Below are 14,616 nucleotides of genomic sequence, written 5' to 3' on the forward strand. Positions count from 1 at the left end.
CGCAACCGGGCCAGGTCTCGTTGACCGGCCAGCACCTCGGCGTCCGACAGGGCGTCGTAGTCGGCACTGCACGCACCAAGCCCGAGCACGGTAGTGACCGCTGCCGCCAACGCGTCCCCCGACAGGTCGCCAGCCGTGCCCGGCGCCGGAACCCGGCCGGACGAGACACCCGGGCCGCCCGGGATCTCGGGGTCGAATACAGCTGCGATGGTGGACATGCAAGGAGAGTATCCCGATGTCGAAGTTTTGTGTGAGAAAACTTCGGGTTGGGGATAACTCTTTTGCGCTTGTTTCCAAGCAGGTCAAACCGCCAGGGCAAGCGCTCCAGGTCAGCTGCTGCCGAGGTGCTCGTGCAGGAAGGCTGCTACCTGAACGCGCATCGCCTCATCGAGGATTCCGATCGAGTGCAGGCTGCCCGGTACCGTGACGAGCTGGGTGACGATGCCGAGATCGGCGAGGTCCGCAGCGAACTCGGTGGACTGGCCCAGCGGGATGAATTCCTCGGTGGACGACCCGATGAAGGTGGGCGGATCGGTGCGATCGAGCGCTCTGACGGCGGAGGCTTGCTTGGCTGCCGGGCAGTCGAGCAATGATTCGCAGTCGAGATAGTCGAGCACGATCTGTTCCAATCCGGAGGAGCCGCCGGCCACGACGATGCCGTCGTAGCTCAGATCGACGGGACCGGAGAGCTCGGCGACCGCCGCCACCCGGCTGCCGGCCGTGAGCGATCCACTACCGCGGGCACCGAGCAGGGTGGCCAGGTTTCCGCCAGCCGAGCCGCCGAAGGCGCCGATCCGGTCGGGGTCGATGCCGTAGCTGTCGGCGTTGGCGCGCATCCACTCGACGGCGAGGCCCAGATCTTCGATGGCGGCCGGAAAACTCACGGCGGGAACGAGACGGTAGTTCACCGAGTACGCCACGAAACCCTCGGAGGCCAGCCACTCGCACACGTTGCGCCAGTCTCCGTTGCCCTTGTCGCCCCTGGCCCAGCTGCCACCGTGGATAGACAGCACGGCGGGACGCCGGATGGCTTCCGTGGGCTGCACGTCCTGCCCACTCCCATCGGTGGCGGCCGCGGTCGACCCGTCGGTGGGGGAGGCCTGCGCCGAGGGCGGTGTTGCCGCCTCGCCTGTCCCCGCCGCGCCGGCGGACTCCCCGCCGCCCGCGGTGCCGTCGGTCGTGGCCGGGAGATCCGCCGGTGGCGAGCACACGTCCAGGGTGAGCTGGGTGCCGTCCGGCTGTGTGGCGTAGACCACGTCTTCGTCGATCACGGCGTCGCCGGCGGCGGTGAAGGTACGGATTCCCACGGTGGCGGTGGTATCGACCTCGCTCGCGGTTCCGCCGGCCTGGGCGGGCGCCACCGGGCGCAGGTTCCAGTGCAGGCCGCCGAGCAACGAGGTGGCGACAATGGCCATGCCGCCGACGTAGGCGACGGAGAGTGCAAGAAAGCGTCGGGAGCCAAGTCCGAAAATGCGGCGACCGGTGCTCACGGATGCTCCTGAATACGCTGGGTGCGGGTACCCCCGAGAATAGATCGGTCCGGCCCGGGCTGCTAATCGGCGGGCCGCCGCACGCAGACCGGGCGCGTCGCGCTCACCGGTGCCGGCCGCCGGCGGCCGGGCATCGGTCGGAAGGTCAGACCGGTGTCGGAGCGTCCCGGGTGATCCCCGGGCTCAGCGCGGCGAGCATCCGGCTGAGGTCCAGGGCCGCGGCGCTGGCCGCGACGATGGCGTCAGCGCCGAGTTCGCGGTGCTCGTGCACGGCCTGGGTCACGGCGGCCACGGCCTCCTCCGCCGCCTGCAGGCTGGCGAGGCTGGTCTTCCCGGTGTCCCAATCGGTGACCACGGTGGCCGTCGCACGCGCGGCCGCACTCAGCGGGGGCCGCAGCACGTCCGGCAACTCGACGGGCACCGGCGTACCCCAGGCGGCTCCGGCCAGCACGTCGGTGAGGTCGCGTACGTAGAAGGTCGCGTTCTCGAGCGCCGTGAGGTCGTCGTAGTCGCTGCTCAGGTCGTGTGGCCGGATGCGCGCCCGCGGGTTGATCCGGCGGCTCTCGTCCGCCTCGGCCAGCGCACGGCGCACGGCGGTGCTGGTGCTCGCCAAGGTGGCGCCCTGCTTGGACCACTCACCCTCCTCGGGCGGCCAGCTCGCGTCGAGCGCATCGGCGAGCGAGCGCAGGTGCGAGCCGAGCGCCGTGCGCAGCCTGGACATCTCCTTCACCGCGGCCGTCACCCGCAACGGCGGCGCGACCAGCAGGTTCACCGCGAGGCCCACCACGATGCCCAGGCTCATCTGCGACACGTAACCGATGGAATAGCCGTCGGCATTCGGGCCGCCCACGATCAGCACGAACAGACCCGCGATCGGCACGTAGTCCCGTCCGGCGCCCAGTTGGCGGATGCCGCCGAACAGGATGCCGATCCCCACCACGAGCGACACCGTCAACACGCTGGGCTGGCTGAAGATGATCACCGCGGCGGCCAGCCCGATGCCGATCACCAGCCCGGCCAGAGTCTGCGCGGCGTTCTTGATCGACCCCATCAGGGTCGGGAAGCTGGCGACGATGACCCCGAGCGGTGCGTAGTAGGGGTAGTCGTTCGCAACGCCGGGCATGAGCGGGGCGAGTTTCCAAGCGATCGCCACGGCGACAGCCGTCTTCGCCGCCTGCAGCAGGCGGGGGTGCGCGATGGCCGCTTTCACAAGGCCGCCGGTCGCACGCGGGGACAGATCTGGAGTGCGCATCGATTGATTGTGCACGATTCCCCGGCTCCTACCCAATCCAATTGGGCCGTGCGCGCCCTGAGGTTTCGACGCCGTCGGCATAGAATCACGGCACCACCTGGGAGTGGTCTTTCCGGGAACTTGACTGGAGGCGTCGTGAAGATTGCAGTAGCGGGAGGAACCGGTACCGTGGGGCGCCACGTCGCCGAGTCGCTCAGGCGACACGGGCACGAGCCCGTCGTGCTCGCCAAGTCGACCGGATTCGACCTCCTGACCGATGCTGGTCTGACTGCGGTGTTGACCGGCGTGCACGGCGTCATCGACGTCGTCAGCACGCCAACGCTTTCCGGCGCCAAGTCCAAACGCTTCTTCGGCACGACAACGGCCACGCTTCTCAAGGCCGAGACGGAGGCCGGGGTGCGGCATCACGTGTTCCTCTCGATCGTCAACGCCAACCGGGTGTCCGCGGGGTACTACGCCGGCAAGGCCCTGCAGGAAGAGACGGTGACAGCCGGGTCGGTGCCGTGGACCATGCTCAGGGCCACCCAGTTCCACGAGTTCGCCGGCCAAACACTGCGTAGGGGCTCAACCGGGCCGGTCGCCATGGTGCCGGTGATGAGAACCCAGCCCGTGTCGGCACGCGAGGTCGCCGAGCGCCTCGTCGAGCTTGCGCTCGGCTCACCGCGAGGTCGCGTGCCAGACCTCGGCGGCCCGAGCGAGGAACTCCTCGTCGATATGGTGCGGGCCTACGCCCGCGCCACCCACGCCCGCACCCGGGTCGTGCAGGTGCGACTACCGGGCCGGATGGGCTCGGCGATGCGAGACGGCGCTCTGCTGCCGGCCCGGGGTGCCGACCGCGGTACCCAGACGTTTGCGGAGTGGATCGAGCACGTGGGTGGGCAAAGTCATCCGTGACTTTTGGGACTCGATCAGGTAACGTAGACAAGTCGGCTCTTGACACCGCGTGTTTTATTGTGTGCGCGGATGGGTTTGTAAGTCAGGATGGGCCGGTTTCCCAGTAATCCGCTGGTGAAAAATCACTGTATGTGAACGGCCCCGGCCATAGACTGCCCGGGTTCTCAGGCTGCGTCGCTGTGCGACGTACTACTGCCATGTACTCAACACAACCCAGAAATACTTCTATGCCTTCTAGCAAGAAGCCGGCCGTCGGCCGCGCAGCCAAGAACTACGACCCGAGCTACTCCAAGGGCGGCCCCAAGGGCGGCCCCAAGGGCGCACCCAAGGGTGGCAGCAAGAGCCCCGGACACCGCGGATACCGCGCAGACGAGGGCGCCCCCAAGAAGCAGCGCTGGAACGCCGACGAGCGCGCAGCGCGCTCCGGTGAGCGCTCCTCCTCCGACCGTCCCGCCTACGGCGACCGTCCCGCCTACGGCAACCGCACCGAGCGTCCTGCCACCGGGCAGCGCTCCGAGCGCCCCGCCTACAACGACCGCGCCCCGCGCACGGACCGTCCGGCCTACAACAACGACCGTCCCGCTCGCGGCGACCGTCCCTCCTACGGCGACCGTGCCCCGCGCACCGACCGTCCGTCGTACAACAACGACCGCCCGTCGTACAACGACCGGAACAGCGATCGTCCGGCTCGCACCGAGCGTCCGTCTTACGGCGACCGTGCCCCGCGCTCCGACCGTCCGTCGTACAACAACGACCGCCCGTCGTACAACGACCGGAACAGCGATCGTCCGGCCCGCACCGAGCGTCCCTCCTACGGCGACCGTGCCCCGCGCACCGATCGTCCGTCGTACAACAACGATCGTCCCTCGTACAACAACGACCGTCCGGCTCGCACCGAGCGTCCGTCTTACGGCGACCGTGCCCCGCGCACCGACCGCCCGTCGTACAACAACGATCGTCCGTCGTACAACAGCGACCGTCCGGCTCGCACCGAGCGTCCGTCTTACGGCGACCGTGCCCCCCGCACCGACCGCCCGGCCTACAACAATGACCGTCCGGCTCGCACCGAGCGTCCGTCCTACGGCGACCGTGCCCCGCGTACCGATCGCCCGTCGTACAACAACGACCGTCCGGCCCGTGGTGAGCGTCCCGCTTACAGCAACGACCGCGCCGCCCGCAACGACCGTTCGAACGACGGCGGACACTCCAGCAACTTCTACCCGGACCGCGACTCGAAGCCCAAGTTCGCCGCCGGCGACGACGTGGTGCTCGAGCGCCTCGAGGCCATCGCCACGACCGCAGCGGATGTTGTCGGCGTGACGTTCGGCGACCTCGGCCTCGGTGGCAACATCGTGCGCGAGCTCGCCCTGCTCGGTGCTCCGTCCCCGTTCCCGATCCAGGCCGCGACCATCCCCGATGTGCTCGCCGGCCGCGACGTGCTCGGCCGCGGCAAGACCGGCTCTGGCAAGACCATTGCATTCGCCGCCCCCATGATCGAAAAGCTCATGGAGAACAACGGCGCCAAGGACCGCAAGATGGCGCGCAAGCCCCGCGCGCTCATCCTGGCCCCCACCCGCGAGCTGGCCCTGCAGATCGACCGCACCGTGCAGCCCATCGCCCGCAGCGTCGGCCTCTTCACCACCCAGATCTACGGCGGCGTGCCGCAGTACCGCCAGGTCAGCGCCCTCCAGCGCGGCGTGGACATCATCATCGGCACCGCCGGCCGCATCGAAGACCTCGTCGAGCAGGGTCGTCTCGACCTGTCCGAGGTTGTCATCACGGTCCTCGACGAGGCCGACTACATGTGCGACCTGGGCTTCCTCGAGCCGGTGCAGCGCATCCTGCGCCTGACCAAGAAGAACAGCCAGCGTCTGCTGTTCTCGGCCACCCTCGACAAGGGCGTTGCCTCGCTGGTCAAGGAATTCCTGACCAACCCGGCCGTGCACGAGGTCGCCGGTGAAGACCAGGCCTCCAGCACGATCGACCACAAGGTGCTCCTCATCGAGCACCGCGACAAGGCCTCCATCATCGGCCAGCTCGTCGACCGCCAGGGCAAGACGCTCATCTTCAGCCGCACCCGCGCCTACGCTGAGCAGCTCGCCGACCAGCTCGAAGACGCCGGCGTCAAGGCAACCAGCCTGCACGGCGACCTCAACCAGGCCCGTCGTACCCGCAACCTGCAGATGCTCACCAGCGGCCGGGTCAACGTCCTCGTCGCCACCGACGTCGCCGCCCGCGGCATCCACGTGGACGACATCGACCTGGTCATCCAGGCCGACATGCCCGACGAGTACAAGACCTACCTGCACCGTGCCGGCCGCACCGGCCGTGCCGGCAAGTCCGGTACCGTCGTCACGCTGATCCCCAAGCAGCGTCGTCGTCGCATGGAAGACCTGCTCGACCGGGCCGAGATCGAGTCCAGCTTCGCCACGGCCACGCCGGGTGACGCGTCGATCACCGCTCTGGCGAACCTGTAACACCAAGCACCAAACCGGCAGGGCATCCGCTTCGGCGGGTGCCCTGCCGGCGTTAACCGGGCCGAAAGACCCGGCTTCCGGCACGATGATGCGATACGGTTTTCTCGTTCGCGTGCTCCCTCACAATTCGGGTTTGTGACAGCGCAGGCGAACAGGCTGCCTGTGGGGCATCCGCGCGGTGCCCCACGGGCATCCGTTTGTCGTCAGGACGGCCGGATGCGGGTCAGCGGATGCTGCCGACGGCCTCGAGCACCCGGTCGGAGAACTCGGCCGACAACGGTGCAGAGCCCGCGCTCTCGGCGGCCGCGGCCTGACCGTCCGGGCTGGCCACATAGGCCAGGTAGGTCGCAACGAGTTCCGCCTGGTCGGCGTCGGGGTATTCCTCGCAGGCGATCAGGTAGCTCACCAACACCAGCGGGTACACGCCGGAAGCCGTGGAAGTCCGGTCGACGTCCACCACCAGGTCGTTGGGGTTGTCCCGCTCCACCAGGGGGGACGCGTCGATGATGGCCGCGGCGGCCTCGGTGGAGTAGTCGACGAACTCCTCGCCGACCTGCAGCGCTGCCACGTCCAGGTCACCGACCCGCGACGCATCCGCATAACCGATGGTGTTGTTCCCGTTGGCGACGGCGCTCACCACGCCCGAGTTGCCCTGGGCGCCCTCGCCGGCGTATGGGAACGCGTCGGCGGGCTCGTTCGCCCAGATCTCGGGCACGTTCTGGTAGAGGTAGTCGGCGAAGTTCTTGGTCGTGCCCGAATCGTCCGAGCGATGCACCGCGGAGATCTGCTCGTCGGGCAGCGTGGCGTCGGGGTTCAGAGCCACGATGGCGGGGTCGTTCCAACGGGTGATCGCCCCGGAGAAGATGCTCGCGATCGCGGCCGGATCCAGGCGCAGGTCGTCCACACCGTCAACGTTGTAGACCAGCACCAGCGGTGACACGTAGACCGGCAGGTCGATGGCGGCAGATCCCGGCGCGCAGGCCGCGAACTCGCCGGCCAGTTCCTCATCGCTGAGAGCCGAGTCCGAGCCGGCGAAGTCGACGCCGCCGCCGATGAACTGTTCCCGGCCCGCTCCCGAACCCGTGGGGTCGTAGTTGATCGTCACGCTGGCGTTGGCCCGCTGGAACTGGGAGATCCAGACGTCCTCGGCCGAGGCCTGCGCCGAGGAACCGGCGCCGTCCAGGGTGCCCGCCAGAGAGCTCGTGCCGTCGCCCGCCTCGTTGGCGGCGCAACCCGAGAGGAGCAGAGCGGCCACCGCGACTCCCGCGCCGAGGAACATTGCCGGGTGCCTGTTTGTCGCCATCACGGTTCCATTCTGCCCGACCCAAGCAGCGACTTCTCCGGGAGGCACCTGATTGCCCGTGTCCTGATAGATTCGGTGCACCGTATTAAAGGGAGAATCATGACGACACGCTGGGCGCGCTTCGCCCGTGGGTGGATCGTCGCAGCCTTCTCCACTTTCGTCGCCGCGCTGTCGCACACCCTCGGTGGGGGTGCGGTTCCCGGCTCGCTCGCCGTGGTGGTGTCCCTGGCCTTCGCCGGGATCGTCTCCATCGCCCTGTCCGGACGCACCCTGTCCACCTGGCGACTCACCGCGGCGGTGCTGCTGAGCCAGCTGATCTTCCACGGGTTGTTCTCCTTGGGCGGCGCCGGCGGAAGCCTGGTGACCACGCAGTCCTCGGCTCACGCCCACAGCGCCGGCAGCGTGGCCGTGCTGGCGCCGTCGCCGATGCAGGCCGAAACCATGACCGGTGCCGGCCACGGCCTGATGATGCCCCTCGCCCACGTTCTCGCCGCCGTCGTGACCGTGCTGGCGCTTCGCTTCGGCGAGCGGGCGTTCTGGGGCCTGTTCACCACGGCCACGGTCACCCTGCAGGCGCTGGTGCGGGTCGTCGTGCCCACACCGATCCCGAACATCCCCCGCGCTATCGCGGCGGTCACCGCGGCCGTGCCGCCGCGCGACCTCCTCGTTCTGCTCAGTCCGATGCGGCATCGGGGACCGCCGGTGCGGGCATCCGCCTGAGGCTCGCCCTCACGCCGCACCCCGTACCCCTTCTATTCCTCACCTTCCGGCGAACCCTTCAGTCGTCTCGTGATGCCTGCCTGACCCAACGGTCCGCGGCCACGGGTCGACCCGTTCGACCGGACCCACCACCCCAAGGACCCACCATGAAGCTCTCCACGCCCGTCTACGCCGCCACCGCCCTCCTCGGCGCCGGCCTACTCGCCCTGTCCGCTCCGCTGGCCGCCAGCGCCCACGTCGAGGTCGAACCCTCGTCCACCGCCGCCGGCTCCTACAGCCTGCTCACCTTCTCGCTCGGCCATGGCTGCGACGGGTCGGCCACCACCGGCATCACCATCGACATCCCCGACACCATCACCAGCGTCACGCCCACGGTCAACCCGGGCTGGGACATCACGCCCCTGACCGACGGACAGGTCACCTACACGGCCCAGAGCCCGCTCGCCGACGGCCTCCGCACCACCTTCGTGCTCAGCCTGCAGATCCCGGCCGATGCCGCCGTCGGCGACACGCTGGCCTTCCCGGTGCTGCAGTCCTGCGAGATCGGCGAGACCGACTGGGCCGAGGCTGTCGTCGACGGTGAGGCCGAGCCCGACCACCCGGCGCCGTCGCTCACGGTCACCGAGGCCAGCGGCGAGGCCGGCCACGATCACGGTGCCGCCGCGGCCGCAGCGGATGCCTCCGCCGCGACCGGTTCCGCCGCCGGCGACGACGTGCTGGCCAGGGTGCTCGGCATCGGCGGCCTCGTCGTCGGCGCCGTGGGCCTCGTGGTCGCGGTCGCCGCCCGCCGCAAGAACGTGGCCTAGAGCAGCCGATGACCCGCATCGATAACGGCAGCCGGCATCCGCGCCCTCTCGGGCGATCGGTGCTGGCCGGGCTAGCCGTGCTCGTCGTGTCGCTGGGCTGGTCGGCGGCCCCGGCGTTCGCGCACAACTACGTGGTGGCCACGACCCCGGCGGCCGGCGCCGTCGTGACCGAGCAGCCCGGGGTCGTGTCGGTCACCACCAACGACAACCTGCTCGACCTGTCGGGGGAGGGCGCCGGCAGCGCCATCCAGGTCAGCGGTCCGGCCGACGCGCCGCGCTACTACGGCGACGGATGCGCCACGGTGTCGGGACCCACCCTGGCGACCGAGGTCGAACTCGGGGAGCCGGGCGAGTACACCGTGGTGTGGCAGACGGTGTCAACCGACGGGCACTCGATTTCCGACACCTTCACGTTCACCTGGCAGCCCGACGCGGGCCAGGTGCTCGCCGAGGGATCCGCGACGGCGCCGAGCTGCGCCATCGCGGGCTCGGGCACGTCAGGGCCGGCCGACACCGAGGTGGCCACGACGGATGCCGCCGACTCCGGCTCGGCGGTCGATGCCACCGACCTGTTCTGGATCGGCGGCGCTCTCGTGGCGGTCCTCGCCGGGATCGGCGTGACGCTCCTGCTCCTCAAGAAGCGCCCCACCCCGAAGTAGCCCCCGCAATCTCGCGAGAGCGGTGTAACGGTCACCTCAGTGTGCTGAGGCAACCACAGCACCGCTTTCGCGAGAGCTGCCCCCTCGAAAGCTGCCTCCCGAGGGCTGCACTCCGCGAGAGTTGCAGCTCGCGAGAGCGGTGTAACGGTCACCTCAGTGTGCTGAGGCAACCACAGCACCGCTTTCGCGAGAGCTGCAGTGCGCGAACACCCCGGGCGGGCCGTGGCATCCGTCCACAATGTCTGCCCAGCCCGGCAGGGTCGGTGCGCGCGGGTAGAGTTGGCGGGTGAGTTGGAACGCCGAGATACCGTGGGATCCTGACGAGTTCGAGCCACCGGACGACTTCGATGCCCCACCGCCCCCAGACCCCTATGGTTCGGGTGGCTCTGTTGCGCCCGCGGCCCGACCCGGCACAGCCGGCCCCGCCGGCTCCGGCCCGGTCGACTTCGGCGACTACGCCCCACCCGCCGGCGGCGCCACCCTGCTCGCCCCGCCGCCGCCCAAGCGCGCCACCGCCAAGTTCGCCACCGCCGCCGAGGCGCTGCACACGGTCTTCGGCTATGACTCCTTCCGCGGCGAGCAGGCCCAGGTCATCGACCAGCTCATCGGGGGTGGCGACGCCGTCGTGCTCATGCCCACCGGCGGCGGCAAGAGCCTCTGCTACCAGATCCCGTCGCTCGTGCGCGAGGGCACCGGCATCGTCATCTCCCCGCTGATCGCGCTCATGCAAGACCAGGTGGATGCCCTCACCCTGGTCGGCGTGCGCGCCGCGTTCCTCAACTCCAGCCAGGACTCCGCCGCCCGCAGCCAGGTCGAACGTGACTACCTCGCCGGCAACCTCGACCTGCTCTACGTCGCCCCCGAGCGGCTCTCCAACGAGGCCACCAAACGGTTCCTCGACCGGGGCACCATCGCGCTGTTCGCGATCGACGAGGCGCACTGTGTCTCCCAGTGGGGGCACGACTTCCGCCCGGACTACCTCGCGCTGTCCGAGCTCGCCGACCGCTGGCCCGACGTGCCGCGCATCGCGCTGACCGCCACGGCCACCGACGCCACCCACAAGGAGCTCACCGAGCGCCTGCAGATGGGCGAGGCGCAGCATTTCGTCGCCAGCTTCGACCGGCCCAACATCCAGTACCGCATCGTGGGCAAGAACGAGCCGCGCAAGCAGCTGCTCAGCTTCATCAAGACCGAGCACCCCACCGACGCCGGCATCGTCTACGCGCTCAGCCGCAAGACCGTCGAGCAGACCGCAGAATTCCTGCGCGCCAACGGCCTGAACGCCTACCCGTACCACGCGGGCCTCGATCAGGGCCTGCGCGCCCGCACCCAGTCCAGGTTCCTGCGTGAAGAGGGCGTCATCATCGTCGCCACCATCGCCTTCGGCATGGGCATCGACAAGCCGGATGTGCGCTTCGTCGCGCACATCGACCTGCCCAAGTCCGTCGAGGGCTATTACCAGGAGACCGGCCGGGCCGGTCGCGACGGCCTGCCCTCCACCGGCTGGCTCGCCTACGGCCTGCAAGACGTGGTGCAGCAGCGCCGCATGATCGACGAGTCGCCGGGCGACCTCGCCCACCGCCGCAAAATGAGCGCGCACCTGGATGCCATGCTCGCGCTTTGTGAGACCGTGCACTGCCGGCGGGTCAACCTGCTGCGCTACTTCGGTCAGGCCAGCGAACCCTGTGGCAATTGCGACACCTGCCTGGTGCCGCCGGAGGCATGGGACGGCACCGTGCCCGCGCAGAAGCTGCTCTCCACCATCGTGCGCCTGCTCCGCGAACGCAATCAGCGCTTCGGCGCCGGTCAGCTCATCGACATCCTGCGCGGCAAGACCACACCGCGCACCACCCAGCACAGCCACGACCAGCTGGCCACCTGGGGCATCGGCGCCGACCTCACCGACCAGCAGTGGCGGGGTGTGGTGAGGCAGATGCTCGCCCAGGGCTTCATCGCCACCTCCGGCGAATACGGCACCCTGATCCTCACCGAGGCGGCCGCCGAGGTCCTCGCCGGCAACCGCACCGTGCAGCTCCGCAGCGAACCCGACCGGCCCGTGAAGCGCACCCCCGCCGCTCGTGCCGCCACCGCCAAGGCCGGCCTCGCCGAGCTCAGCCCCGAGCAGGAGGCACTGTTCCAGGCCCTGCGCGCCTGGCGAAGCACCACGTCCAGGGAGCAGGGCGTTCCCGCCTACGTTGTCTTCGGCGATGCCACCCTGGTGGCCGTGGCCGCCGCCAAACCGCGCAGCCTGGCCGACCTCGACGGCATCACCGGCGTCGGCGCCAAAAAGCTCGAGTCCTACGGTGAGGCCCTGCTCGAGGTCGTCGCCGCCAACGCCTGACCTGCTCTGGGCGCCCGACGCAGCGTCCGTTCACAAGGAGATAGTGAGTTTTGTAGGACGGAATTGGCAAAAGAGTCCTTCTCATCTCACTACTTCCATAGTTGCTGCCGAGTGACGTGCCCAGGCCGGGCCACGCGTCGGTGCATCACCCATCTTTGTCGCCCATCGCAGGTGCAGGCGCCGCCTTCTTGTAGAAGAGCTACAGTCCGAGCGCGGGGGCTCGCACCCTTCTTTGTAGCCCCCTCACGCACTATTTCCGCGCCGGCCGGGCCCGATCTAACGTGGTCGAACACTCGACACTCGCGCCGACGTTAGGACCAATGATGGTTGACACTGCCCAGCGCCCCACTCCCGCCCGGCCCGAAGCGGCCGGCACCGACACCGGGCCCGTGCGGGTCGCCGGCGACCCACAGGCCCCGCGCATCGACCTGCCCGCGCTCTCGCACAAGCTGCTCGGCACCTGGGCCGACGTGCGACTTAAGGCCCGCGAACTCACCGCCCGCCCCGACCTGCAGCGCATCGAGGGCCAGTCCATGGCCGACCACCGCCTGCGGGTGCTCGGCCAGCTCAAGATCCTCGCCGACAACGGTCACGTGCACCGGGCGTTCCCCAGCTCGCTCGGCGGGTCGGACGACCACGGCGGCAACATTGCCGGCTTCGAAGAACTCGTCACCGCCGACCCGAGCCTGCAGATCAAGGCCGGCGTGCAGTGGGGCCTGTTCGGCGCTGCGGTGCTGCACCTGGGCACCCCGGTGCACCACGAAGCCTGGCTGCCCGACATCATGAGCCTGGCCGTGCCCGGTGTCTTCGCGATGACCGAGACCGGCCACGGGTCGGATGTCGCCGCGATCGGCACCACCGCGACCTTCGACGTCGAGACCGGCGAGTTCGTCGTGCACACCCCGTTCCGGGCGGCCTGGAAGGACTACCTCGGCAACGCCGCGATCGACGGCACCGCCGCCGTCGTCTTCGCCCAGCTGATCAGCCTCGGTGTCAATCACGGTGTGCACGCGTTCTATGTGCCGCTCCGCGACGCCACCGGCGCTTTCCTGCCCGGCATCGGCGGCGAAGACGACGGTCTCAAGGGCGGTCTGAACGGCATCGACAACGGTCGGCTGCACTTCGACCAGGTGCGTATTCCGCGCACCAACCTGCTCAACCGGTACGGCGACGTGGCCGCAGACGGCAGCTACACCAGCCCGATCGGAAGCCCGGGCCGCCGGTTCTTCACCATGCTCGGCACCCTCGTGCAGGGCCGGGTGTCTCTCGACGGCGCCGCCACCCAGGCCTCGGCCCTGGCCTTGACCATCGCCATCCGCTACGGCAGCGAACGCCGTCAGTTCAACGCGGGCAGCGACACCGACGAAGAGGTCATCCTCGACTATCAGCGGCACCAGCGCCGGCTGATCCCGCGCCTGGCCACCGTGTACGCGCAGACCTTCGCGCACGACGAGTTCCTGGTGAAGTTCGACCAGGTCTTCAGCGGTGCCGCGGCCACGGATGTTGACAGGCAAGACCTCGAGACCCTCGCCGCCGCTCTCAAACCGCTGTCCACCTGGAACGCCCTGGACACCCTGCAGGAAGCGCGGGAAGCCTGCGGCGGCGCCGGGTTCCTGGCCGAGAACCGGTTCGTGGGGTTGCGCGCCGACCTCGACGTCTACGCCACCTTCGAGGGCGACAACAACGTGCTGCTGCAGCTGGTGGCCAAGCGCCTGCTCACCGACTTCAACCGTAAGTTCGCCGGAGCGGACGCCGGGGCGATGGCCCGCTACGTCGTGCAGCAGACCGCGGGCCGCGCCTACCACGGCACGGGCCTGCGCACCCTCGGCCAGTCCGTCGTCGACTTCGGTTCCACCGCGCGCAGTGTCGGCCAGTTGCGGGAGACCGGCACCCAGCGTGCGCTGCTCACCGACAGGGTCGAGACCATGATCGGTGGCATCGCCCAGTCGTTGCGGAACGCCAACAAGCTGCCCAAGAAGGAAGCGGCGGACCTGTTCAACTCGCACCAGAACGAGTTGATCGAAGCCGCCCGTGCCCACGCGGAACTGCTGCAGTGGGAGGCGTTCACCCGCGCCGTCGAGTCGACCACCCACGCGGGCACCCGGCAGGTGCTCACCTGGCTGCGCGACCTGTTCGGCTTGCGCCTCATCGAGGAGCACGCGGCCTGGTATCTCATCAACGGACGTCTCTCCGGCAAGCGCGCGCTGGCGGTCACGGCCTACATCGACCGCATCATCGCCCGCCTCCGACCGCATGCGCTCGAGCTCGTCGACGCGTTCGGCTACGCCCCCGAGCACGTGCGGGCCCCGATCGCCACCGGAGCAGAGCGCGAGCGCCAGGTTGAGGCCCGCGCCTATTACCGCAACCAGCGCGCCGCCGGCACCGCCCCGGTCCCCGAGAAGCCGGCCCGTCGAGCCTGACCCGCTGCCCGTCCGCACCGACACCTCGGTTGCCGTGCATAACTCCTGCTCGATTCCTGAATCCCGCCCAGCCGTCCCGGAATTCCGGGGCGGCTGGGGGCCGGTCCGGAGAATTGCAGGAGCTATGCTCACGGCACCCGGACGGGGGTGGGGGTCAGGCAGAAGGATGAGACCGAGCGGCCGGTAACCATCCGCTCGACGGATGCGGGCGCCCCGAGCGCCGCCATATTCTCGTGTGTGGGGTCGACGCGTCG

The 14,616-nt window shown here is 69.4% G+C and carries 11 protein-coding genes; 7 read left to right on the forward strand and 4 right to left on the reverse strand.

Annotated elements, in window-relative coordinates; translation table 11 throughout:
* The 3 genes from ACEN2M_RS18150 to ACEN2M_RS18160 form a co-directional block, all read right to left on the reverse strand.
* Nucleotides 1-218: hypothetical protein (locus tag ACEN2M_RS18150; RefSeq protein ID WP_441649544.1), on the reverse strand; the 218-nt coding region annotated here is incomplete at its 3' end.
* A 111-nt stretch (nucleotides 219-329) separates the two neighbouring features.
* Nucleotides 330-1,490 (reverse strand): alpha/beta hydrolase, encoded by a 1,161-nt coding sequence (locus tag ACEN2M_RS18155; protein ID WP_441649545.1) that lies wholly within the window; start codon nucleotides 1,488-1,490, stop codon nucleotides 330-332.
* A 145-nt stretch (nucleotides 1,491-1,635) separates the two neighbouring features.
* Nucleotides 1,636-2,742, reverse strand: coding sequence for an FUSC family protein (locus ACEN2M_RS18160; protein ID WP_441649546.1), 1,107 nt, complete (start codon nucleotides 2,740-2,742; stop codon nucleotides 1,636-1,638).
* A gap of 135 nt (nucleotides 2,743-2,877) precedes the next feature.
* Between ACEN2M_RS18160 and ACEN2M_RS18165 the strand changes: the two genes are divergently transcribed.
* The gene (locus ACEN2M_RS18165) at nucleotides 2,878-3,636 is read left to right on the forward strand and encodes an SDR family oxidoreductase (protein WP_441649547.1); all 759 of its coding nucleotides are present in this window, start codon (nucleotides 2,878-2,880) and stop codon (nucleotides 3,634-3,636) included.
* A gap of 227 nt (nucleotides 3,637-3,863) precedes the next feature.
* Nucleotides 3,864-6,113 (forward strand): DEAD/DEAH box helicase, encoded by a 2,250-nt coding sequence (locus ACEN2M_RS18170; protein WP_441649548.1) that lies wholly within the window; start codon nucleotides 3,864-3,866, stop codon nucleotides 6,111-6,113.
* Nucleotides 6,114-6,336: 223 nt separating this feature from the next.
* On the opposite strand, the gene pstS is transcribed toward ACEN2M_RS18170, so the two are convergent.
* On the reverse strand, nucleotides 6,337-7,416 hold the full coding sequence (pstS, locus tag ACEN2M_RS18175; protein ID WP_441649562.1) for a phosphate ABC transporter substrate-binding protein PstS: 1,080 nt from the start codon (nucleotides 7,414-7,416) through the stop codon (nucleotides 6,337-6,339).
* 99 nt (nucleotides 7,417-7,515) lie between these two features.
* Here pstS and ACEN2M_RS18180 point away from each other — a divergent pair, with 99 nt between their 5' ends.
* From ACEN2M_RS18180 to ACEN2M_RS18200, 5 genes are all read left to right on the forward strand, one after another.
* Nucleotides 7,516-8,136: a hypothetical protein gene (locus tag ACEN2M_RS18180; protein ID WP_441649549.1), complete on the forward strand. Its 621-nt coding sequence runs from the start codon at nucleotides 7,516-7,518 to the stop codon at nucleotides 8,134-8,136.
* Nucleotides 8,137-8,282: 146 nt separating this feature from the next.
* A complete protein-coding gene (locus tag ACEN2M_RS18185) occupies nucleotides 8,283-8,942 on the forward strand; it encodes a YcnI family copper-binding membrane protein (RefSeq protein ID WP_441649550.1) in 660 nt (219 codons plus the stop codon).
* Nucleotides 8,943-8,950: 8 nt separating this feature from the next.
* Nucleotides 8,951-9,601: a copper resistance CopC family protein gene (locus tag ACEN2M_RS18190; RefSeq protein ID WP_441649551.1), complete on the forward strand. Its 651-nt coding sequence runs from the start codon at nucleotides 8,951-8,953 to the stop codon at nucleotides 9,599-9,601.
* 286 nt (nucleotides 9,602-9,887) lie between these two features.
* Nucleotides 9,888-11,942: a DNA helicase RecQ gene (gene recQ, locus ACEN2M_RS18195; RefSeq protein WP_441649552.1), complete on the forward strand. Its 2,055-nt coding sequence runs from the start codon at nucleotides 9,888-9,890 to the stop codon at nucleotides 11,940-11,942.
* 323 nt (nucleotides 11,943-12,265) lie between these two features.
* Nucleotides 12,266-14,362 carry an acyl-CoA dehydrogenase family protein gene (locus ACEN2M_RS18200; protein ID WP_441649553.1) on the forward strand — a complete coding sequence of 699 codons (2,097 nt, stop codon included), beginning with the start codon at nucleotides 12,266-12,268 and terminating at the stop codon, nucleotides 14,360-14,362.
* Nucleotides 14,363-14,616: the final 254 nt, after the last annotated feature.

Source organism: Cryobacterium sp. W22_MBD10_FK3, from assembly GCF_052113745.1.
In the GTDB taxonomy this organism is placed as follows: domain Bacteria; phylum Actinomycetota; class Actinomycetes; order Actinomycetales; family Microbacteriaceae; genus Cryobacterium.